Here is a 23,886-nt window from a genome sequence, read left to right on the forward strand (position 1 = left end):
GTCAAAAAATGTAAAAGGTGATTTTTTTTCGGTTTTTTTAGATAAAAATCAATTGAACGAATACTTTTTTTCGTTTTTGATAAATAAGCACGTTTTTACTTACATATTATGCATATTTTACAAGTGGTGTGGCCTCAAGGCGATTCTAAATTTTCCCGATAGTGAAAAATATTTTCCAACTCTTGATTTGGGTAGAAAATCAAGTCTTTTTCTTTCCCATTTTTGATCAAAGTCTGGAATACGGGTTCATTTTTTCAGATTTTCTTCGAAAAAAGATAGAAAGTCAAAAAAATGGGTATCCCGATTCTATACAAAACCCAATAATCTGTGTCACGACAGAGTCAATTCATGCCAAATTTTGTTTGGACCAAGGGATTTCGCCTGTCCTCACTTCTTTTTGCTTGGGATTTTCGCCCTTTTTCCTAGATAAAATGAAAAAGACGCTTACCAGCGGCTGTTCTGTAATCAAAAATCCTGCAAACGCCAAAAAAGAAAACAGGAATGAGGAATCTAGAATGCGAATCTCACCGAAAGTGCCAATTCATCCCACCAAAACCCTGCAGACTCGTTGAAATTCACGGCCGGCTTCCAATCAAAGGACAAATTGACCGGGGCATTGTAGATTTTGTAATCCAAGCCGATAATCCCATCCAAGCCAAAAGTCTGCATGCCTTCCCTCTTAGGGACACGGGGCAGGTTGTGGTTGCCGGCATTCCAAGTACCAAAGTGCGCCCCTCCACCCACAAACCACTGCAACCCCCTTACCTCGGAGATATCGAAATGCACTTCATATAGGCCGGAAACAATCAGCCCGCTCCATCTGGAATAAATGAGCGCTTCCACGGCGCCTTGTTGGGTCACAAAATGTTTGACGGTGAAACCATTTCCTGTTCCCAATCTCAAACCAATTCCGGTATTGTATTGGGCAAATGATTCGGTGGGAATCAGAAAAAGGAAAAAAAGGGCAGCGAGTGAGATAGATTTTCCGAAAATGCTTTTCATACTGAATGGATATTTACGGGGCAAAACTACCAATCTATGGGTCTTTTGCAAGCCCTTTGACTGTTTGGGAACTTACATGCCAGGTAAATACAGGATCGGACGGCCAAATTATGAATGGAATTCGTGGATTTTGGACGGGCTGATACAAAAATCCAAACGCACGTCATGGTCCTCAGCGGGAATCTCGGGAATGGGATCAAAAAAACTCAAGCCAACTTTATACACCGGCTGGATAAGGCTCCCTAAGAATCCATCGTAGTATCCCTTGCCATAGCCCAAGCGATGTCCTACCCGGTCGTATGCCAAGAGCGGTACCAAAACCAATTGGATCTGGTCAGGACTGGTTTGGATTGCAGCAATGGGTTGGGGGATTCCCCAGCTATCGGGTTTAAATTTGCGGACCGCGGTAATGTCCAAGGTCAAAAGCCCTTGCCCATGTTTATCAAGGGTAGATGTATATAAGGTGTAGCCTTTTTGTTGCAATTCCTGAAACAGCGGAAAGGTATCTACCTCCCCCAGCCTTTCGATGGGCAGGAATAGGTGCACATGGGTTATTTCAGGTCTTACAGTCAACCAATCCATTATCCGTGCGCGAATCCTGGCAGAAAGCGCTGCACGTTGGGTGGCAGAAAGCGATTGGCGCAGCGCCTTGTGGTCCTCCCTAATTTGCGCTTTGCTGAGCATCGGTACGAAGAATCATGTAGGAAAAATCCAAGGGATCAAACATCTCCAACAACTCGTCCAACAGATTGGGCTTGGCCAAGAAGAAACGCATCATGTTTTCGGTCCGCTCCTGTGGGCTACCGCCGGGATACAAAAAGGACTGGATATCTGTTCTCCTCTTGATCTGGATTTCCAAGCGTTTTTCCTCGGCTTTCCTGACCTTATCGGACAATTGTTCGAGGATTTTCAAAGCCCTAACTTTCCCGGCTTCGAAGGCATTTTGCAGGCTTTTCTCCAAGGCAGCCGCTTCGGCGCCCTTTTTTTGGAACAGGGCCGACAATTGGGCTTTCTCCGTTTCCATTTGAAAGTCCACGGAAGCTTGATGCTCCACAAACTTCCTTTTCCAATCCAATACCGATTCAAAGAGATCCGTGTCCTGAAGCCCGAGTTGGGCGATCTTCTTGTCGACCGATTGATCCAGAATTACAGCAAAGTTCCTTGGCAACAGGGCAGGGAAAGGCACCTCGAAATGGTCAAACATAGATTTAAGCTGCAGCCAGTAAGCGACCTCGGCCGGCCCGCCCAAATAGGCCAAATTTGGCAGGATCAATTCCTGGTAGATTGGACGCAGCACCACATTGGGACTGAAGCGCTCGGGATGACTTTCGAGCTGCTCGATAATCCCCTCCTGGGTGAACTGTATATCGGTATTCAACACCTTATATATACTCCCCACTTTTTCTATCCGTTCACGCAGGCCTTTCTGCATGTAAAAAAGGTTGATCTCACGGGGATAGATCTGACTCTTGTAACCCAACCCATCCAAACGTAGGGTTTGCGCTGTCGCCAACTTGTACGGATCATGGCTCAGCAAATCGGCTTTCAGGATAGGAATCAGTGCCTTTTTCAGTTCGGGATGGTTACCGTCCACGACCAACAAGCCCTTTTCCCCAAACAGATGGTGTACGTACTTCCTGACTGCTTCAGCCAAATTCCGGGAACTTTGGTAGGCATTCAGGAAAAACTCCGGGGCAAAGGCCGAAACTTCTTTCAGGAATTCCTTAAAACCCGCATCCCATACAAAGTCGCCCACCGGACCTTTCTGGTCGCTTTTCCATTGGTACTTTTTTCCATCCAACTTGAAGTAGTTGATTTCCTCAAAATCATGGTCCTCGGTTGCCATCCAATACACCGGCACAAAATGATACCCGGGATAGGCATCCCCCAGCTTCTTGGCCAGGTTAATCGTCGATGCGATCTTGTAAATAAAGTACAGCGGACCGGTAAACAAGTTTAGCTGATGCCCAGTAGTGACGGTAAATGTATTGTCATCGGCCAGGGAAATTATCTGATGGGAGCTCGTCTCCCCCAAAGCGATGCCCGCATATTGCTCTTGCAGTACGCGCACCAAGCTTTCACGTCGCGCTTTATCAAATCGCCGCTCCTCGATGAGCTTGCCAAAATTGCCGATCGCCGGAAACTGGTTGTAAAAGGCGGCCAATTCAGGCTTTTGGCCCAGGTAGTCGAGAAATAAAGCTGAGAATTGTCTGGTACAGGCGGGGTCGACGCTGGATTTGACCATGGATGATTGAGGTTGGGTTTTCTCCAAAATTACAATGCTTTTAAACTCGCATACAAAGTATAAAGTTCGCATAAATTCCTGCATTACAGGAACGGCGGAGTTCTGTTTAATTTTTCCCAAAATTATATAAGCCTGTCCGCGCGGTGGGTTCTAATTTTGGATAAACATTTTCATAAACCATGGCAACGATCAAAAAGGAAATACCCGTCATCGGCATGAGTTGCGCGGCTTGCGCGATTACCGTGGAAAAATCCCTGGCCAAGCATCCCGGCGTGAAATCCGCGGCGGTCAACTACGCCAACCATGCCGCTTGGGTGGAATGGGATGAAAAGGAAACCAATCTCCCGCAACTTCAGGAGGCGGTACAGCATGCCGGCTACGAACTGCTGATTGCCGATTTGGAAGCGGAGGACCTGGAAAGCATCCAAACCCAAGCCTATTTGGCGCTCAAGAAAAAAACCATGCTTGCAGGACTCTTGGCCCTACCCGTGTTCCTGATCGGGATGTTTGCCATGCACATGCCCTATGCCAACTGGATCATGTGGGCGTTGACGACGCCGATTTTGCTGGTTTTTGGGCGGCAGTTTTTTGTGCAAGCATGGAAACTGGCCAAGGTCCGCCAAGCCAATATGGACACATTGGTGGCACTTTCCACAGGGATTGCCTATTTGTACAGCAGCTTCAATACCTTTTTCCCAAAGTACCTGCTTGGTAAAGGCATCGAACCCCACGTGTACTTCGAGGCAGCGGCGGTGATCCTTTTTTTCATATTGCTGGGAAAAACATTGGAATCACAGGCCAAGGCCGGCACTGGCGCCGCCTTGAAAAAACTCATGGGCCTCCAACCCGACGAAGTGAGTGTACTGGATGGGAAGAATGAAACCGTCAAAAAAACCAATCAAGTCAAAGCAGGTGATACCATCCTTGTCCGGCCGGGACAACGAATCCCCTTGGATGGAAGTGTCCTGGAGGGCAATTCCTATGTTGACGAGAGCATGCTGAGCGGTGAACCCATCCCCCTTGCCAAAGCCAAAGGCGACTCGGTCTTCGCCGGTACGCTCAATCAAAACGGCAGCATAGCCATCCGCGTGGAGAAATCCAGCCAACAAACCTTGCTTTCCAACATCATCCGGCGGGTGAAACTGGCACAGGGATCCAAAGCCCCCGTGCAGCAGCTGGTCGACAAGATCGCGGCGGTCTTTGTGCCCACGGTATTGGCGATCGGCGTGGTCACCTTACTAATTTGGGGCCTAAGCGGGATCGAGGAAGCTTGGCTGAGGGGCATGCTGGCCTTTGTCACCGTGCTCGTAATCGCCTGTCCCTGCGCCTTGGGTCTGGCGACGCCCACGGCCATCATGGCTGCCATGGGCAAGGGCGCCCAGATGGGAATCCTGATCAAAGATGCGGAAAGCCTGGAGAAAGGCCGGAAAATCGATACCCTCGTGCTGGACAAGACGGGCACGGTTACCGAAGGCAAACCAAGTGTGACGCAGTTCTACCCTACCGCGCATTGGAACTCCGAGCATGCCCAGATCATCCATGCTCTCGAACAAAGAAGCGAGCATCCACTGGCCAAAGCAATACAAACCTATTTTCAAAAAGAGGCTGGACCTATCGAAATACAAGACTTTCAAGTCAAAGTCGGCAAGGGTATTTCAGGAAAGATCAAGGACAAAACCTACCGTATCGGTAGCCACGCCTGGCTGATGGGGGAAAAAGTAAACCCTAACACAGTCCTTTCAACCCAGGTTGAACCTGCACTTGAACAAGGTGCAATCCTTATTTACGCTGCGGAAAATGAGGAACTGATTGCCGCCATCCAGATTGCTGACCCGATCAAAGCCGGATCGCAGGAAGCCATCGCCCAAGTCAAAGCTGCTGGAATCGAAGTCCATCTGCTTACCGGGGACCAAGCGAAAACTGCCCAATGGGTAGCTGAACAGGTCGGGATTCCTTATGTCAAAGCGGGTACATTGCCCGAACAGAAAGCGGCCTATGTCCAAGCGCTGCAGGCACAGGGCAAAAAAGTCGCCATGGTGGGTGACGGGATCAACGATTCCGAGGCGCTAACCTTGGCGGATTTGAGTATTGCGATGGGACATGGGACGGACATTGCGATGGATGCCGCCGGGGTGACGCTGGTGCGCTCGGACCTGCGGCAGATCCCAGCCCTGCTGGAACTTTCCAAAAAGACGGTCTCCATCATCCGCCAAAACCTCTTTTGGGCATTTATCTACAACCTGATCGGCATTCCGATTGCGGCGGGTGTCTTGTATCCCAGCTTTGGCTTTCTACTCAATCCCATGATCGCCGGCGCCGCCATGGCCATGAGTTCGGTATCTGTGGTGGGGAATAGTCTGAGGTTGAGGTAAAATCGGTCTTTCAAAAATTCACTCAACCCAAATATTTTTGATTCAAATTCCCATTTCCATTAAACTCGTATAAAAAAATGAAACTGCGATTCAAAACCAACGTCAAATGCGGTGGATGTGTAGCTGCCATCACACCCGAAATGGACAAACTAGGCGCCACTTGGTCCGTAGACCTCAGCCATCCCGACAGAATCATGACTATCGACGGCGATGTCCCCAAGGACGCTGTCCTCTCCGCCATGAAAACGGCCGGATACCAAGCCGAAAGCCTCCCCGAAAATTGATTTTACGCTTAAATTGCTAGCTTTGCCCCGATAGTTATCCAGCCGATAGCTTTCGGAAAGCGTCTATGATCAACTACCAACAATTCACCTTAGACAACGGCCTTAACGTCATCGTCCACGAGGACCTTGGCTCCCAAATCGCCGTTGTCAATATTCTTTATAAAGTAGGGTCGAAAAACGAGGTTCCCGGAAAAACGGGCTTGGCGCATTTCTTCGAGCACCTGATGTTTGGCACCAGCAAAAACGTCCCCGTCTTTGACACCGCGCTCGAGCGCGTCGGCGGTTCCTGCAATGCCTTTACGAACACGGACTACACCAACTACTACATCACCCTGCCCGCGGTGAATCTGGAGACAGCCTTTTGGCTCGAATCGGACAGGATGTTTCAATTGACCCTGCAGGAAAAGACCATCGAAACCCAACGGAAGGTCGTAATCGAAGAGTACAAGCAGCGCTATCTCAACCAGCCTTATGGCAATGTGCTCCACCTGACAAGGGGCTTGGCCTACGATGTGCACCCCTACCAATGGCCGACCATCGGCAGGGATATTCAGGACATTGTGGATTATACCCAAGCGGATGTGGAGGCCTTTTACCGGACGCATTACCGACCTGACAATGCCATCTTGGTCGTGGCGGGCGGTGTGAAAACAGCCGATGTGCAGCGTTTGGCAGAAAAGTGGTTTGGGGAGATCCCGGCGGGAAACATCAAAAAAGCCGACATTCCCCGGGAACCAAGCCAAACCAAAAAGAAAACCAAGACCGTGTACGCCGACGTCCCGAGCGACGCGCTGTACAAAGTATATCATGTGCCTGGAAAGCTTGAAGAAGGCTTCCTACAAGCCGACTTGATCACCGATGTGCTGGGTTTTGGGAAATCTTCCATCCTGGAGCGTCAGTTGGTGCAAAAAGGCCACGTCTTCTCTTCCGTGGAGAATTATGTCACCGGCACCTCCGATCCGGGTTTGATGGTTTTTTCAGGGAAAATGGAAAAAGGCCAAACTGCCGAACAGGCCGAGGAAGCGCTTGATAAGGTAGTCGGTGCATTTCTCCAAAACGGTTTTCCGGAGCAGTTCCTCGAAAAAATCAACAACCAAGCGGAAGCAGGTCTCGCCTACGATCAGATCCAATTGATCGGAAGGGCAATGAATTTGGCTTATTTTGCTTACTTGGGACATCCTGACCTGTACATGCGGGAGTTTGAGCGAAAGAAAAACATCCCTATAGACAGCATCATGTCTTGGGCAAAGAACATCCTCAGGGAGGAAAACTCCTCGGTTATTTATTACAAATCAAACAATTGAGGTCCTCGGACCATTTATCCCATATGACCAATTTTAGAATAGGATTCGGATACGATGTACACCAATTGCAGTCGGGGTACGAGTTTTGGCTGGGAGGCATCCGCTTGCACCACCAAAAAGGCGCCGTCGGCCATTCGGACGCAGATGTGCTGATCCACGTAATTTGTGATGCGCTCCTGGGCGCCGCCAATCTGAGGGACATTGGCTATCATTTTTCCGACAAAGACCCCAAATACAAAGGTATCGACAGCAAAATCCTCCTCTGCGAGGTGATGCAGCTTATCCGGCAGGAAGGCTACGAAGTCGGCAATATCGACTCGACCATCTGTCTGCAGGTCCCCAAAGTCAATCCCCATATTCCTGAGATGAAGAAATGCCTCTCCGAGGTCATGGGCGTGGAAGAAAGAAACATCTCCATCAAGGCCACCACGACCGAGCGATTGGGATTTGTGGGCAGGGAGGAAGGAATTTCGGCCTATTGCGTGGCCCTTATATATGCAAAATGAGATGAAACGGGAAGTCAAAATCATCCAAACCGAGGACGGTTCCCATTCACTTTTTGTGCCGGAACTGAATGAGACCTACCATTCCTTCCACGGGGCGTACCGCGAATCCATCCATGTGTTCATGCTTTATGGCTTGGAAGCTTGGTACAGCAGAAATCCAGACCGCTTTCCGATCCGGATTTTTGAGCTTGGCTTCGGGACAGGACTCAACGCTTGGCTGACTCTGGTCTGGGCCGAACAGTACCATGTGCCGGTCCTTTACCATACGATAGAGCCATTTCCGTTGGAAAAAGAGATCTACAGCCAGTTGAATTACATTGAAGTCGACACTTCGATTTACCATTATGCCCCCTATTTCAAAAGATTGCATGAGGCACCTTGGAATGAGGGGAGGATTTTTTCGGAGTATTTCAACATGAAAAAAGACCAAACCACTTTGGCGAATGCCGTATTGTATCCAGCGGATGTGGTATTTTTCGATGCTTTTGCACCCAACAAGCAGCCGGAACTATGGACCAAGGAAAGTTTGGGAAAAGTCGTGGAAGCGATGAATCCGGGAGGAATTTTCGTGACCTATTGTGCCAAGGGACAGGTCAAGCGAGACCTGGCTGAGCTGGGTCTGACGGTAGAAACCCTTCCCGGCCCTCCCGGCAAAAAGGAAATGGTGAGGGCAACAAAGGCGGGTGGATAATTTCCCGACTCTATTTCACAGGCGGTTTTTCCTCGGAATTTTTCTTCTCTCTCGGTTTCTTGGCTTGACCTAGGCCGAGGCTTCCTTTGATACCGCTGAATGTGGTTTTCCACCAATAGTTGAAAATAAACTTCTCCTTGTCCCTTACTTGGTAGATGCTCGCATTGATTGGCTTTCTTTGATAGCCCCGCGGGTTGTTGGATCGGACCGCAAATGTGTTTAGCACAAAGGTCAACATGGATTTCATACCCTTTCCTTTGGTCAATGTCCGCTCATCCAATAGTTGGACGTTGAGATCCTCGTACAGGAAGGTCATTTTCCCAATCGCCTCGTCGTCATTGGCTTCGAAGGACCAATCTGCGTTCAAAATCCTTCCATCCCGAGCACTGGCAAATGCATTTGATTTCAGGATTGAATTCAAAATCCCCACTCTAAACTCACCCAATTGGGCGTTGATGCGCATGGGATAGGGCTCATGGTAAAACAAATGCCCCTGCATGTTCAATTTGGCCTCGCCATTGAGCGTCGCATTGGCAATCAGGAAGGATTCTTCCAATGGATAATCCTGACCGGTCTCCACGCCAACATCGAAAGGGAAAAAAGCAGCACTGATATCCGAAAACTCAAGGTAACCCGGCACCATTCCTTTGTCGGGAAACTCCTCATAACGTACAAAACCATCTTCAATCGTCAGGGTGTCCAGCCGCAGCGCCAATCCCGCTTCCTTCATCATCTGTTGGGGCATTGGTTTGAATACGTTTTCCTTTTTGGGGAAACGCTTGTCCCTGAACATTGCCGCCTCTATTCCCTGTAATTTTAGGGATTTTGCCACCAAGGTTTTGTCGGCCAGGTACTTTTGATAATCCGGCCTTTCCAACGTGATGTTTCCAACCGAAATATGGGCCACATCCGTTTGGACACCGATCCGACGGGCATAGTCATACTTGCCGATTCTTGGCAAAAACTCCAAATCCCGAATTTCAGCTTGACGGTTATTGAGCTTGATATTCCCGATCTTGATCCGGTTGAGGCTGTCTTTCAAAAGGATTTGGTAATCGGACCAGGAAACCTCAAAATCATTCTTCAACAAAGACTTTGGATCAAAATTCTCTTTTCCCGTAAGGTCCATGACGATATCCGCTAAGGAGACATTCAGACCATTTAAAAACAATGGTTCGGCACCGGTATTTTTGTCCAACACACCAAAACTTCCTTCCACAATCCTGAAATCGGCAAGCGTCAAGGATTCGAACATCGCTGTCTCGGATACTTGCTTTTCCCTATTTTTTGGAGGGGCTTTTTGCTGGTCCACAAATACCTCCATGTCGGGACGGAACAAACTCACTTCCTGCAAGCCGATTTCCTTGCCTTGCTGAAGTGCCTCAAGGGACTTTGTCTTGATTAAAACTGCGGGGATGTGTCCCGAGAACACCGGAATGCCCGGTTTGCCTGAAAGATTGTTGGGAATCACTCGGAAACTCTGTAGGAAGATTGCCTCCCTACGGGTATCAAACTGGACATTCTTGAAAGTCACTCTGTGGACACTGTCAGCCAATGTAAGCCAAAACTCCTCCGCACCAAGCGTCACACCCGAAAACATACCGACAAAATCCCGCTTACTGATAGTAGCGCTGTCAAGGTAGAAATCGAAGAAATTCAAGTTGATACCAGTGTTGACCAATTCCTTTTGAACTCCACCTTCCTTGATGGATACAAAAAGTTGGGCTTTCTTTGCTGTAATTGTATCGATCTGGATGACATCGATGGTCTTGGGCAAGCTACGGGGCCCAACCTGCCTTCTCCGCTTTGGGGCTTCAGGCAGCACAGCATCATCGTTGATCAAGATATTGACCAAGGCATCGTCCAGTTCCAATTTTTGAAGACCCAATTGGTTTTCAAAAAGAAACCTCTCCAAATCCACTCCCCTGAACAGCATCGTTGGTATTGTCGCCGATATTTTCAGTTTCTCGTTCAGGTCGGCCCTTGGATTCACCTTGACATTTCTTGCGATGATTTCTTCATTTGCCGAGTTGAAGTTGATACGCTCGGCATCCATGGTATATTTTCCGTCGGCGATATTAAAGATATACCTGTTCAACTGCAGGTCAACCTCTTCAGAAAACAGAAATCCCATGTTGGAAATTTCCGCGCCCTTTTGGACTTGAAAGTTCTTGATGCCGAGATCGATGTCCTTGTCCGAAAAGCTCTGTGTCCCTTTATTACTGCTGCTTTCCAATGACATAGTTCCATCAAAAAGACTCAGCGAATCCACCCTTATTTCATCAAAATAATTGGTCAATAAATTCGCAATTTCCTGCCGGGTAATCACATCCTGGACAGCAGAGTCTGTTTCTGTAGGTTTGAAGCTTTTGATGGAAATCTGTGGTCGAGGCACATTGATTTGTTTGACATGCAGGATCCCATCAAAATAGGCACTTACTATGTCCACACCTTTCGCTTCAAACTTGGGCACATAGATGTCCAGCACCGAATTTTTCCCATAAGTCTCCAAAACAGCCTTTGTTTGGACATTTTGCGGAGGTTTGATGGAAAACCCATCGATGATGATTTCCTGTTTTTTGGTATCGAGTGAAAGCCTGTTTGCCTTGAAAAAATGTAGGTTATCGGCAAGCTTCAAGGCATAATCCTCAAACTCCAAATGCAGGTTGTCTGCTAGGAAAATACTTCTGCTGTCACTTTCCTCGGTGCTTTCATCCAGTGCAAAATTCTCCAGCAATAGGTTCACTTTCCCAAAAGAAAGGCTGTCCTGCCTGATCTTGAGCCTGTTGTCCATCACCAAAGAACCGTCTCGGATCTCAAACCGCTTAAAGTACACCCCCTTCAAATATTCTTGAAAAACAAGACTCACGCTGGCGTCTGAGGGGTTTTTCTTTTTGCCCTGCAAATCCTTCAATACGATCTTTGGCTCCACCAAAACCACTTCCTCCATATCCAAAACCGACTCGTTGTAGGTTTTTTTCAGATTGGCGTTGTTGATCATCAGCTCGGCAACCTCGATGTCGAGAATATTCCGCGCCCGTGGCATTTCGGCAAACTGAACCGGAAACAACTGCAATCCTTGGATCCGGATATTGTCGTCAAAGGAGCTCAACTTGACATATTCGCCTTTGATCCAATGGATGCTATCGCTGAGCGCCAACTCAAATTCCCGCAGAGAAACTGAGGCGTCTTCTGCATAAAAAAACTGGTTGACTTTGCGTGACTCATCTGGGCCTACGTAAAAATCCGCCATTTGAAAATCAATCCTTTCCGCTTTGATCCGGTATTCCCCTTGGGCTTGGCTAAGATTCCTTTTTCGAAACGACCCTTCAATAATCTCAAAATCCCTGATTTCGACCGAATTCAAAATCCCGTCGATCAAGCTGTAGAGGTCAAATTGCTTTGGCTCAGTTGCCGTCTTTTGTCCCTCCCGGCTGACGATGTTGAAATTGGGACGCCGAAGCAGCAACTCCCCCACCTTCACCTCCGAGGTATAGAAGACCCGGTTGATGTCGGCATCCACCAGCTTGATATCGTCCAAATCGATGCTGAAATAGCTTGTGGAAAACTTCGAGAAATCCGGCTGGATATGGACGTCCTTTGCTTCGATGAACTGATCCAAGGATGATACGCGAATCTGCGCTGCCTTGATCGTATGCACGCTATCCGCCAATAAAATAGCGAAATTGTCAAACCCAAACTCGAATCCTTCAGCGTTGAAAGGCGTCGCAGGCCTTCGATCCTGCATGATCTGGATATCTTTCAGACGAAAAAAAGTGTTTTCAGCTTGGATCGATTTCTGGGAAATAAAGTCCTTCAACAACAGGTCGGCATCAGAAATAGCAATTTGCTTTATTCTGATTTCATTGATTTGAGAAGACAAAAACGACTTTCTTATCTCTTGCCGCAACACTTCCAGGGGAGATTGTCCCGGAATACTGTCTTTTTTTTCCGATTGCACAAACTTGAATTCCAATTGAGGGCCAACGAGCTCAATATCTCCCACGACGATCTCCTTTTTTCGAAAAAGATAATTCAACCCCTTGACCGTGACATCCTTTACCGCAGCCCTGTAGTACGGGCTGGCTGCCAAAGAATCAAATTGGCCTTCTACGGGATTGATTTTGAGTCCTACAAAGGTGATCCCCCGCTGGATAAATAGGATACGAAAGGTATCAAAGTCGATTTCGTATTTGTTACCCGAAGCTTGGTAAACTTTCTCCTTGAGGTAATTGCGCAGCAAAAGATCCGAACCAAAGTAGAAAAGTGTCTGAAAGATGAGAAGGATACCGCCCAGCACCAGGAGCATTTTCAAAAGCCTCCTTTTTTTCCTGGGTTTTTCTGTTTCAGTTACTGGTACTTCTTCACTCATAGGGACTCGATTAACTATTCAGAAAAACTATGTTCCTTCACGTAAAGGAAATCCAAAACAATCTACTCCCGCATTTTTAGATTCTGGGAAAAACCCCGAGCCACTTCGATTGGTATGGAATCAATACGAAAGGTAATAATTGTGCCATTTAAAAAAAAAAGGCAAGGACCAAAGCGCGGTCCTTGCCTTTTGTTTTCAACCCAAATTGGAAAGCTGTAGGAGAAGGATTCGAACCTCCACGGGGCAGTTAGGCAACACAAGAGCTCTTCATGCGCTTTTTCCAGTCCAATCCTGATCATAACCAGAAAAGGTTCCCCACCCCCGAGACAGGAGGGCTTGTCTGCCAATTTCAACATCCTACAGAGTGTCGATTCAAAAAACCGTTTGTTTTTCGAATGGGTCAAAATTAACAAACAGGTTCATTTGTTAAAATTTTTTTAAAAAAATATCTCAAAATTTACATATTCGTCATTCTTGGTCGAAATGATTGCCGTAAACGAATTTAAGTTTTGTGAATTTGCCTGAAAATTGGAAAGTCGATAACGTACCACCTGACTTATGGGCATAAAAAAAGCCGTGAAACAGGATTTCACAGCTTTAGTCAATTAACAATAAACCCAAAATAACCAGTAGCAGGAGAAGGATTCGAACCTCCGGGCAATGCCCACCTGGATTTCCATCCTACTTTTCAGTCGACTTTTACCAACTGATTTCGATTCAAAATTAATGGGAAAATTGATTCTTTAAAAATATTGCAAATAATTTAACAATAATTTACAGTATTTTTATTTTTGAGATTATTTTTTAACAAATCGTCACATAAAATCGATTGCGGAAACTTGAATTTTGAAAACTTAACAACGTGTTTTGAGTTTCCAGACCTGAAACAAAAGGAAAATCAGTGCGGACCAAGTCAATTTTGGTGGTATTCGAACATCCCTTAGGACAAAAACAGGATCAGGATTCGAACTTTACATAATTCTCCCATTTTTCTATCAGGGATTTGAAGTCTTGCGGCAAGGGTGCCTCAAAGTACATCTTCGCATGCGTAATCGGATGGACAAAGCCAAGTGACATAGCGTGGAGTGCCTGCCGGGGCATGATTTGGAAACAGTTGTCAATAAATGCCTTGTACTTGGAAAACTGTGTCCCCTTGCGGATTTTATCGCCTCCGTACATGGCATCGTTGAAAAGTGGATGTCCGATGTGTTTCATATGGGCGCGAATCTGATGGGTCCGGCCGGTTTCGAGTTTGCACTCAAGCAGTGTCACATACCTCAGGCGCTTCAGCACCTTCCAATGCGTGACGGCATGTTTTCCCTGCGAACCATCGGGATAGGATTCCATTACCTTGCGGTCCTTGGGACTGCGGCCCACGTGTGCACGGACGGTACCGGAATCTGCCTCTGGTTCGCCCCAGACCAAGGCAATATAGGTTCGATCGATGTGGTGGTGAAAAAACTGCTTGGCCAAATCCGTCATCGCCGCTTCGGATTTTGCAATCACCAACAATCCCGAAGTATCCTTATCGATACGATGCACGAGACCGGGCCTTCCCGTATTTCCAGGCAAAGTCGGCAATTGATTGAAATAATACACCAAGCCATTGACCAAGGTCCCGGTCCAATTGCCGTGCGCGGGATGGACTACCATGCCAGCCGGCTTGTTGATGATCAGGAGATAGTCATCTTCAAAGACTATGTCCAGCGGGATTGGTTCAGGCAAGACCTCCGTATCTCGTGGAGGCCGATCGATAAATACCTTGATCTCGTCGAAGGGCTTGACTCGGTAATTGGCTTTGATAGGTTGTCCGTTGACCAGGACATTTCCGGCGTCAATAGCCGTTTGGACCTTGTTGCGCGTGGCGTGGGCCACCTTTTCAGTCAAAAACTTATCGATCCGCGTGAGCCCTTGGCCCTTGTCAACGATAAATGAAAAACGCTCAAAGAGTTCTACCTCCTCATCCTCATCATAATTTTCGAGTTCCAAATCCTCCGCCATCCTGCAAAAATAAGGGCAATTGCGAAAGATTCGGATATTTGGCAGAGAATAGAAGTACGAAGTTTGAAATGTGAAGTGCGAAATTGCTTGCCAATGCAGCTCGGACTGGTAACGCTATGGATTACCAAAACCTCTGCACCAAAATAATATGCCCCAACAAGAACCAATGGCGAATGCTTTTTCCTGAGACAATTTTAACCCAAGAAATCGACCTGCCCATCCTTCGGGAAAAGGGAATCAGGCTTTCCGTGCGGAGATTGGACATGGTGCATCCCTTGGTCTCCGGCAACAAGTTTTTCAAACTCAAATACAACATCGCGGAAGCCAAAAGGCAGGGAAAGAATACCCTGCTGACCTTTGGAGGCGCTTTTTCCAACCATATCCATGCGGTTGCGGCAGCGGGAAAAATACTTGGTTTCAAGACTATAGGCGTCATCAGGGGGGAAGAAACCTTTCCGCTGAATCCGACACTCAGATTTGCGACGGAGGCTGGAATGCGGCTGCATTATGTCGACCGGGAGAGTTACCGAATCAAAACCCAGGAAACATTCTTGGAGAGTCTGAAACAGCAATTCGGCGAGTTTTTCCTTATTCCTGAAGGCGGAACCAATGCGTCTGCCATTCGCGGTACGAAGGAAATCCTATTGGCTGAGGATGAACATTTCAGCCACATTGCGGTCGCAATCGGTACGGGTGGTACTTTTGCGGGCATTGCGGGGAGCATGTATTCCCATCAGACGCTATTGGGATTCTCATCGCTGAAGGGGCTTTCTATCCAAAATGAAGTAAGCCAACTCATGCAACTTCAAAAAATTCAGCCAAGGGGAGCAGTTCGGATTTTGGACCAATACCACTTTGGCGGCTATGCAAAGCACAAACCCGAGTTGCTTGATTTTATGTTGGATTTCTTCGCGCAAACGGGCATCCCCTTGGACCCCGTGTACACTGGAAAAATGATGTTTGGGATCCTGGATCAAGTGAAAAAAGGAGCATTTTCCCCCGGATCAAACATCCTTGCGATGCATACTGGCGGGCTTCAAGGCGTATTGGGCTTCAATGAACGCTTTGGGACTAGGCTTCCCTACACTTCCTTGAGTACGTAAATATCTTCTTTCTCCATTGGCATGACCTGAAGGACGTTGGCCAATACCAGCCTGATGAGTGTTTTGGAAGCCAAGAATCGGGGCAGTTTGGCTAGCTGTTGGAACTCTCCGAGTGTGATTTGGCCCCTCTGCGCCAAGGCCTTCATCAGCACCGTTTCCTTTTCGCCGTAGGTAAAGACAATATCCTTCGGAACCCTACTTTTTTTGAGGATCTCCCACATCTCACGACTCGCCTGCAGGCTCTTCTCTCCGGAGCGCACGTAAGCCCTTTTGCGCTCACCATCAAGGATGTAGTGCGGCCGGGAAGGGGATTTAGGGATTTGGAAAACCGCCACGCCCTTTTTCTCACTCAGTTTGAAAATCTCCACTTCATATTCCAAAGTTGGTCGGATCATGTCGGCGATTGCATTTTTGATTACAAAAACCTCCTCTTCAATGAAGCGCTGCCCGCTGACCGTGCCGTCATCATCCACACCGACAAGCAGATATCCCCCTTCAGTATTGGCCAAAGCGATCAATTCACGCACGATTTTTTCGGGAAACATGGCTTTCTTTTTGAACTCCAGCCGGACGCCTTCGCCCTCTTTCGCCAATTTGTGGATATCCTGCAGGGTCATTGTTTTGGAATTCTTTTGTCTTTTTCGGGAAAAGCCTGTCTATCAAACGCCCCTTTTCAATTCCTCAAGCCTGTTTTTGAGTCCCTGCCATTCGTCGCGGAGACGGGCCGCCTCCATGAAGTTGAGTTCCTTGGCCGCCTTCTCCATCTGCTTCTGGGTTTGGGCAACCAACTTTTCCAACTGATCCTTGCTCAAATATTGCACAACCGGATCCGCTGCTACCAAGGCTTCCGCATCCACCGGTTCGTCGTAGAATTTGGCGTTTTTCTTACTGTCGGCCACTTTGGTTTGGCCGAGGATCTTCTCCTTGGATTTGCGGACAGTTTTGGGGACGATACCATTTTCCTCGTTATAGGCCAATTGCAGGCTTCGTCTCCGCTTGGTCTCGTCTATGGCGGACTGCATGGATTCGGTAATGGTATCAGCATACATGATGACCTTGCCGTTTTCATTGCGCGCTGCGCGGCCGATCGTTTGGACGAGGCTACGCTCATTGCGCAGGAATCCTTCCTTGTCGGCATCCAAAATCGCCACCAAGGAAACCTCGGGCAAATCCAGCCCTTCCCGCAATAGATTGACACCCACCAATACATCGAAAACTCCCAAGCGTAACTCCCTCAATATCTCGACCCGGTCGAGCGGCTTCACCTCTGAGTGGATGTAGCGGCTTTTTACGCCGACGCGCTCGAGGTACTTCTGGAGTTCCTCCGCCATCCTTTTGGTCAAGGTAGTTACCAATACACGATCGCCCATTTTGACACGCTCGTCGATTTCCTCCAAGAGATCGTCAATTTGGTTGGCGCTGGGCCGCACGTCGATGATGGGATCCAGCAATCCGGTTGGACGGATGATCTGCTCCACCACTACGCCCTCTGTCTTGGCCAACTCAAAATCCGCAGGCGTCGCGCTGACATATATGACTTGGTTGATCAGGCTTTCAAATTCGTCAAAATTCAAAGGCCTGTTGTCCAGGGCTGAGGGAAGGCGGAATCCATATTCCACCAAGTTCACTTTGCGGGAACGGTCACCGCCCCACATACCTCGGATCTGCGGCACGGTCACGTGGCTTTCGTCAATGACCATCAAAAAGTCGTCAGGAAAATAGTCAATCAAGCAGAAAGGTCGTGTTCCCGGTTTTCTCCTATCGAAATATCTTGAATAATTCTCCACCCCCGAACAATAGCCAAGCTCCCGGATCATCTCCAAGTCAAATTCGGTCCGTTCTTTCAGTCTTTTCGCTTCGATGAATTTCAGGTCCTTTTCGAAAAAAGCCACCTGTGCCATCATGTCGTCCTGGATTTCATGGATGGCCGTGTCGATCACGTCGCGACCTGTCACGAAGAGATTTGCCGGGAAAATGGAAATGATCTTTTCGTCCGAAATCTTTTTTCCCGAAGCCGGATCGATACGTTGAATTGCTTCGATCTCATCGCCCCAAAAGAATATCCGGTAGGCGAAATCAGCATACGCCACAAAGACGTCCACTGTATCTCCCTTTACGCGGAAAGTCCCATGGCTCAAATCATTGTTGGTGCGGCTATAGAGAATGTCCACCAATTTGAACAGCAATTGGTTCCGGGGTATCCTATCTCCTTCCTGCAGGCGGATCACGTTTTTTCCAAATTCGTCAGGATTCCCAATACCGTAAATGCATGAAACAGAAGCAACCACAATCACATCGCGTCTGCCCGACAGCAATGCGGAAGTAGCGCTCAGGCGTAGTTTCTCGATTTCATCATTGATCGAAAGGTCTTTTTCGATGTAGGTGTTGGAAGTGGGAATAAAGGCCTCAGGCTGGTAATAGTCGTAGTAGGATATGAAATACTCCACCGCGTTTTCCGGGAAAAACTGCTTGAATTCCCCGTAAAGCTGTGCTGCAAGGGTCTTGTTGTGGCTGAGTACCAGGGTTGGCTTTTGGACCTGCTGGATGACATTGGCAATGGTAAAGGTTTTTCCCGAGCCCGTCACACCCAACAGCACCTGGGCAGAATCCCCGTTATCAACGCCTTCGACCAATTGTCGGATGGCCTCAGGTTGGTCCCCGGTGGGCTGGTACTCCGATGTGAGTTTGAATTCCATACCTCAAAATTGAAAATAGATAACACTCGCAGGGAAGCAAAAAGTTTGGGAAAAAGAGAAATCGGCTATGCTTTTTTCTCCCACCCAAACCTATCCATATTGTAATACAAGAAATTTGTCCGAAGCAAAATCACCAACAAAACCGGCACGATGCTCGGATGAAAGGATTGAATCCCGAATATCCAAACCAACAGGGCCACATTGGTCAAGATCATCGCCGCGAGCAGGTATTTCCTCACCCAAGGTTTGACTTGATTTCCCAACAAAGCGAAAGCAAGGATCAGGTTGGTTGGCAATGCCCAAAGCACGTTCCAGTTGAGTTTAGTTTGGGAATGGAAAGTAAAAAACCAGAGTGACACAATGACAAGTCCCAATAATCCCAACGCCGCGAAAAAACCGACGTCGAAGCCCTTGTAAAGCCGCTTTTTCTTATATCCTACAAAGGTCAAAACCACAACCGCTATGGCAAATATCCACCAAAGCACATAGGGATTGAGCAGGTCCATCTTTGACTCCCTTGGCGGAAAATTGAGCACTTCGAGCTTTTCCTTTACCAGTTTGCGGCTAGGGCCGTCACCAACAATCACGGCGCGGTCAAATGCCGCCTCCATGTAATCAGGCAGGAATTGCTTTTCGCGTTCCTTTGCATCTATGTCGATGACAGAGCCTAATGCCAAATCAATCCCAAAATCCGCCCAAGGCAAGGGGTACACATATTCGTCGATCAGGTTTCTGAAGGTTTTTTGTTCAGCCAGCAGGTCTTCATTCCAATCCAGCTGTTCTCCCAGGACCTGTTCCATCACATCCCTTATCCGCGTCGCGCAGTTGTCATAGAAAAAGTCATAGCGGTAAAACCGGTTTTCGGGCAGGTAGTTGTTGTCCAAAAATTCGATCAGCTTCGCAATTTGTTCCGGACTGAGGTCGAGGACCTGCTCACGGACATTGCGCTGGAAATAGTTGTACTCCATCAAAAACCGCTCGTATGTCGTCACGCTGAGCATGTAGTCGAGCGTTCGTTGGGTGAATTTGAGGTAGAAAAACGGTGTATTGAAATCGAATGTCCCGTAGTTGTACACCCAGTTCTGGTTGGTCTCCTTGTTCCATATCCGGATGGCGCTGTGTCCAAAAGCCGAGTACAATTGGTCTCCCGGATCGCAGGTCAAAAGCGAAACCTGGTATTGCTGCGCGTTGGCAAAAAAAATAGTCGAATAAATAAACGGGTAAATCAGGAGTAACTTTTTCAAATGCTTGCCCATACAACTAAATTCATGAAGGTGATAGACTTTTTCAAATATGGGTGTTTACGGCGGGAAAAATCGTATCGGGTTTTCAAAATCTTTTGGCTTGCCAAAGGATGTCATTCATTTGTTCTTTTTGGCCTTGTGGATTGGTCAGTCCGCCTGGGCACAAATCCCATTGGAGCTGGGGGACTACCGGACCATAAGCTCCGGGGATTACAACAATCCGGCTGTTTGGCAGAGATGGGATGGTGCGGCTTGGGTTGCCGCCACTACCAAGCCAACCCAAAGCAATAACATTTTTATCGACCAAGGACATGAAATCAGGCTCACCGCCAACGAAGCCGCAAACCATGTGTACTTGTTTAGTGCAGCCACACCGGGAAGGAAGTTGAATCTCCAATCCTTCGAATTAAGGGTATATGGTGCATTGAGAGCCATGGAAACAATCGGTGGGGTATTTTTCCTGAACAATGTCACGAGTCTTTTGACGGATTGGATTTATCCAGAAGCAGGTCGGGTCGTTTTCAAAGGAGTATCGAGGACGGTTGTCGAGCGCGGTTCTTGGAGCGCAAGCAATATCAACAGCCGCTACACGGTGGTTTTTGACCCTGATCCTGGCGCTACACTAACCGTCAATGCCGGATTCAAAGCCAATACCTTCATCATCCAATCGGGGACGGTTCTCCAAAAGGTAAATACGGCAGGCACGCCCATCTGTGCGACTTTTTCCTATAACAACCAAACAATCTTCAATGGGATGGGTCCATACGGCGACTTCATCATAGAACCGGGCGCGACCCTTGTTTCCGAATGCTCAGCGCCTTTGGAGCAAATCATACGCAGGTCAGCGGCTGTTCCCGGCGCACTCCTCCATGTGAAACCAGGAGCAAACCTCGTGTTCCTGGGCAGCGAGCCAACCTTGGATGTGGCAGATTTCAGAATGGAAGGAAACGTGTACTACCGCTCCAATTCAGGCACACAACGCTTGGTGCGACGGGTTTTGTCTAGCGCCTCAAAACCCAATCAATACCACAACCTCCTTTTCGAAAACAATGCTACAAAGCAATTGCCTGACTCTGTTTTTGTAGCGGGGGACATCGCTTTATTGAACGGGGGAAACATCACCGAATCACCTACCTACTTGCGCCTGAATGGAGACGGCCTGCAACAAATCGTCAATTGGAACCTGAACGTGGACCAGGTCGAAGTCAACAAGCCGTCCGGAACTGTCCTTGCTTTGGAGGACGTTTCGATCAAACGCAACCTCATCATGAGGGATGGCCAGGTGGATTTCAACGGTTTTGATCTTTTTGTCAATACGGCAGGTACGGGCGGGCTTTTCTATGAAGGTGGACAATGGCTCAACCTCCACCGTTTTCATTACCAAAACACACCTACCACACTAAGTGAAACCAACGGCACTTTTCCTTTTGAAGACGGCTACCAAGGCGGCATCAGGAAAGTCCAGTTCCTCGGCAACACCAGCGGTGGCAATCTGCGGGTAAGGATGGTTGAAATCCCAGGTGCCAATTGGGATCCCAACTATGACGACAATGACGGCACGCCGATCCTGTACCAACTCAATTCCTACTTCGAAATGGAGGGGCTCAATGCAGGTCCGGGAACATTGGAAATGCGGATCTCAGCAGACAGTTTGGTGGTGTTTGCCGTCGAGGACCTGAGGATTGTAAGCAATGGGCAGGCTGCGCCGGGAAGCCATTTGACAGGGATCGACCCTGACCAACAGTGGGCTAGGCGAACGCTCTCGTTGAATGAAATCAACGGACAAAGCTTCACGGTTGGTAGTTTTGGCCCGCTTTCGGTGTTGCCATTGGTTTGGAAAGACTATGAGGCGATCCAAAACCAAAACCATATCACGGTCAATTGGACCGCAGTGCAGGAAAGAGACAATCGTCATTTCTCGATCCACCGATCCATAGGCGGGATTTCCAACTTCAGCAAGGTGGGGGAAGTCAAGTCAATGGGAGATTCGGAAGGCGAACAAAAATACGCGTTCAGCTATCTGGAGTCTTTCGCGGAAAAAAATGTCTTCTTCAAAATCTGCCAGCATGACTTGGATGGGAAAAGCACCTGTACACCGGTCTTCCGTATCCGCGGTGCAGCAGAACAGTTTTCCGAATCAGGCATCAGCATTTGGCCAAACCCCTATCATTCAGGGGAGCTGCGTGTCCTTTTCCCACAGAAGTTTCAAACCAGCCACACGATGGTCAGCCTGAGCGATTACCGTGGAATGCTTCTCTTCAGCGAAAGATATCCGGATGGTAATTGGCGCATGCTTTTGGAAAACCTTCCTCCCGGCATGTATGTGATGCGGTTCAGCGACAACAAATACACTGAAACCGTCCGGTTCTGGAAACAATGATATTCCTAAAATCTTCTTTTTAATACATCATCCCCATGCCCATCGCCTTGGTACATTCTACTTGGTACTTGGTACTTTTCTCCATTCCCCGTCTCTCAACGGCTTTGCGCATTTGTCCCAAAAAAGCCATCTGAAAACCCATTTTTAATTATCTTGTCCATCAAACCCAGACGAACCATGACCATCCTTTTTGTTTTTGTAAGCATCGCCGTGCTCATTCTGCTGATCACTTGGCTCAAGCTGAATCCATTTCTCGCTTTCCTGATTTCGTCCATTTTGGCGGGCTTTCTATTGGGCATTCCTCCGCAAAGCATCGCAGGTTCAATCCAAAAAGGCATGGGTGGACTGCTCGGGGACCTGGTGATCGTGATCGTGATGGGCGCTATGTTGGGCAAGCTAGTTGCGGAGAGTGGTGCCGCACAAAGGATCGCTGATACCCTGATGGACATCTTCGGGGTCAAAAACGTCACTTGGGCGATGATGGTCACGGGCTTGGTCGTAGGCATCCCCTTGTTCTACAATGTGGGTTTTGTACTGCTTGTACCCTTGGTATTTACGGTTTCCTACCGCTTCAAACTACCTGCCGTCTATGTGGGGATTCCGCTTTTGGCCGCACTCTCGGTCACACATGGATTTCTGCCGCCGCATCCATCTCCAGCGGCCTTGGTCGCTCAGTTTGGGGCCAATATGGGCCTGACATTGACCTATGGTTTGATCGTGGCTGTACCGACGATTATCATTGCGGGACCCTTGTTTGCAAAGTTTTTGAAGAAAATAGATGCCAAGCCTCTCGATACATTCCAGGCCAAACCAAAGGCGGAAGCCGAGCTTCCCGGCACCTTCAATAGCTTCTTTTCGGCGTTGTTTCCCGTATTTCTACTGGTGGGCACCTCTATCTTCAACCTGAATGCGGATAAAGAAAGCAGCCTTGCCCCGATCATTTCCTTCATCGGCGATCCGGGAATGGTGATGTTGATTTCCCTGCTTTTGGCGACTTATACCTTGGGTGTTCGCAGGAATTTTAAGATCCCTGCCCTGATGGATATCTATGTGGCAGCGACCAAGGATATCGCGATGATCCTGCTGATCATCGCAGGTGCAGGTGCACTGAAGCAGGTACTCCTAGACTCAGGCGTCAGTCAGACCATCGCCGACAACCTGCAAGGTTGGGACGTGCATCCTTTGGTATTGGCATGGACGATTACGGCGATTATCCGGGTTTGCGTAGGTTCGGCGACTGTGGCCGGCCTGACCACGGCGGGCATCATCGCGCCGATGGTGGGTGCATCAGGAGTTGATCCGAATCTCTTGGTCTTGGCGATTGGTGCCGGCAGCCTGATGTTCTCCCATTTCAACGATGGGGGATTTTGGCTGTACAAGGAGTATTTCAACGTCAGTGTCAAGGACACCATCAAGTCCTGGTCCCTGATGGAAACCATCGTCGCAGTGGTCGGACTGGCAGGTGTGCTTGTGTTGGATATCTTTGTGTAGAAATGCCGGGTGAAGGAGGACCAATGGGAAAATGGAAGGAATGCCGAGGACCGAAGACGGAAGTTCCAGAATTCAAGACTCTCCGTTCTTGTTCCTTGCATCTTGTTTCATATCTCTCATCTCTCGTTTCTAACCTCTTGATCCTTGTATCTTGTGTCTTGTGTCTTGTGTCTAGCATCTCGTTTCTCATTTCTC

Annotated in this window: 16 protein-coding genes; 8 read left to right on the top strand and 8 right to left on the bottom strand. The window is 48.3% G+C overall.

Annotated features, from left to right (window positions below):
• Window positions 1–510 precede the first annotated feature (510 nt).
• The 3 genes from L0U89_RS09520 to bshC all read right to left on the bottom strand — a co-directional run bounded on the left by L0U89_RS09520 (window position 511) and on the right by bshC (window position 3,247).
• Window positions 511–1,002: a hypothetical protein gene (locus L0U89_RS09520; RefSeq protein ID WP_234861298.1), complete on the bottom strand. Its 492-nt coding sequence runs from the start codon at window positions 1,000–1,002 to the stop codon at window positions 511–513.
• A 108-nt stretch (window positions 1,003–1,110) separates the two neighbouring features.
• Window positions 1,111–1,686 carry a 5-formyltetrahydrofolate cyclo-ligase gene (locus L0U89_RS09525; RefSeq protein WP_234861299.1) on the bottom strand — a complete coding sequence of 192 codons (576 nt, stop codon included), beginning with the start codon at window positions 1,684–1,686 and terminating at the stop codon, window positions 1,111–1,113.
• On the bottom strand, window positions 1,664–3,247 hold the full coding sequence (gene bshC / locus L0U89_RS09530) for a bacillithiol biosynthesis cysteine-adding enzyme BshC (protein ID WP_234861300.1): 1,584 nt from the start codon (window positions 3,245–3,247) through the stop codon (window positions 1,664–1,666). Before bshC ends, L0U89_RS09525 begins: the two co-directional genes overlap by 23 nt.
• A gap of 179 nt (window positions 3,248–3,426) precedes the next feature.
• Between bshC and L0U89_RS09535 the strand changes: the two genes are divergently transcribed.
• The 5 genes from L0U89_RS09535 (at window position 3,427) to mnmC2 (ending at window position 8,404) form a co-directional block, all read left to right on the top strand.
• Window positions 3,427–5,619, top strand: a complete 2,193-nt coding sequence (locus L0U89_RS09535; RefSeq protein WP_234861301.1) for a heavy metal translocating P-type ATPase — start codon at window positions 3,427–3,429, stop codon at window positions 5,617–5,619.
• Window positions 5,620–5,696: 77 nt separating this feature from the next.
• Complete coding sequence (locus L0U89_RS09540) at window positions 5,697–5,903, top strand: heavy-metal-associated domain-containing protein (RefSeq protein WP_234861302.1); 207 nt, start codon at window positions 5,697–5,699, stop codon at window positions 5,901–5,903.
• A gap of 65 nt (window positions 5,904–5,968) precedes the next feature.
• Window positions 5,969–7,207, top strand: a complete 1,239-nt coding sequence (locus L0U89_RS09545) for a M16 family metallopeptidase (RefSeq protein WP_234861303.1) — start codon at window positions 5,969–5,971, stop codon at window positions 7,205–7,207.
• A gap of 23 nt (window positions 7,208–7,230) precedes the next feature.
• On the top strand, window positions 7,231–7,713 hold the full coding sequence (gene ispF, locus L0U89_RS09550; protein ID WP_234861304.1) for a 2-C-methyl-D-erythritol 2,4-cyclodiphosphate synthase: 483 nt from the start codon (window positions 7,231–7,233) through the stop codon (window positions 7,711–7,713).
• A 1-nt stretch (window position 7,714) separates the two neighbouring features.
• On the top strand, window positions 7,715–8,404 hold the full coding sequence (gene mnmC2, locus L0U89_RS09555; RefSeq protein WP_234861305.1) for a tRNA (5-methylaminomethyl-2-thiouridine)(34)-methyltransferase MnmC2: 690 nt from the start codon (window positions 7,715–7,717) through the stop codon (window positions 8,402–8,404).
• A gap of 10 nt (window positions 8,405–8,414) precedes the next feature.
• On the opposite strand, the gene L0U89_RS09560 is transcribed toward mnmC2, so the two are convergent.
• Both L0U89_RS09560 and L0U89_RS09565 read right to left on the bottom strand, forming a co-directional pair.
• Window positions 8,415–12,776, bottom strand: coding sequence for a hypothetical protein (locus L0U89_RS09560; RefSeq protein ID WP_234861306.1), 4,362 nt, complete (start codon window positions 12,774–12,776; stop codon window positions 8,415–8,417).
• 957 nt (window positions 12,777–13,733) lie between these two features.
• Complete coding sequence (locus L0U89_RS09565; RefSeq protein ID WP_234861307.1) at window positions 13,734–14,777, bottom strand: RluA family pseudouridine synthase; 1,044 nt, start codon at window positions 14,775–14,777, stop codon at window positions 13,734–13,736.
• Window positions 14,778–14,950: 173 nt separating this feature from the next.
• Between L0U89_RS09565 and L0U89_RS09570 the strand changes: the two genes are divergently transcribed.
• Window positions 14,951–15,880, top strand: a complete 930-nt coding sequence (locus L0U89_RS09570; RefSeq protein ID WP_234861308.1) for a 1-aminocyclopropane-1-carboxylate deaminase/D-cysteine desulfhydrase — start codon at window positions 14,951–14,953, stop codon at window positions 15,878–15,880.
• On the opposite strand, the gene L0U89_RS09575 is transcribed toward L0U89_RS09570, so the two are convergent.
• From L0U89_RS09575 to L0U89_RS09585, 3 genes are all read right to left on the bottom strand, one after another.
• The gene (locus tag L0U89_RS09575) at window positions 15,859–16,497 is read right to left on the bottom strand and encodes an AlbA family DNA-binding domain-containing protein (RefSeq protein ID WP_234861309.1); all 639 of its coding nucleotides are present in this window, start codon (window positions 16,495–16,497) and stop codon (window positions 15,859–15,861) included. The two genes, L0U89_RS09570 and L0U89_RS09575, sit on opposite strands and share 22 nt — an antisense overlap.
• Window positions 16,498–16,539: 42 nt before the next feature.
• Window positions 16,540–18,576 (bottom strand): excinuclease ABC subunit UvrB, encoded by a 2,037-nt coding sequence (gene uvrB, locus L0U89_RS09580; protein ID WP_234861310.1) that lies wholly within the window; start codon window positions 18,574–18,576, stop codon window positions 16,540–16,542.
• Between the two features lie 65 nt (window positions 18,577–18,641).
• Window positions 18,642–19,832, bottom strand: a complete 1,191-nt coding sequence (locus L0U89_RS09585; protein ID WP_234861311.1) for an Lnb N-terminal periplasmic domain-containing protein — start codon at window positions 19,830–19,832, stop codon at window positions 18,642–18,644.
• A gap of 88 nt (window positions 19,833–19,920) precedes the next feature.
• Between L0U89_RS09585 and L0U89_RS09590 the strand changes: the two genes are divergently transcribed.
• On the top strand, window positions 19,921–22,200 hold the full coding sequence (locus L0U89_RS09590) for a T9SS type A sorting domain-containing protein (RefSeq protein ID WP_234861312.1): 2,280 nt from the start codon (window positions 19,921–19,923) through the stop codon (window positions 22,198–22,200).
• Between the two features lie 177 nt (window positions 22,201–22,377).
• Window positions 22,378–23,691 carry a gluconate:H+ symporter gene (locus L0U89_RS09595; protein ID WP_008627623.1) on the top strand — a complete coding sequence of 438 codons (1,314 nt, stop codon included), beginning with the start codon at window positions 22,378–22,380 and terminating at the stop codon, window positions 23,689–23,691.
• Window positions 23,692–23,886: the final 195 nt, after the last annotated feature.

Source organism: Mariniradius sediminis (assembly GCF_021491425.1).
Lineage (GTDB): Bacteria > Bacteroidota > Bacteroidia > Cytophagales > Cyclobacteriaceae > Mariniradius > Mariniradius saccharolyticus.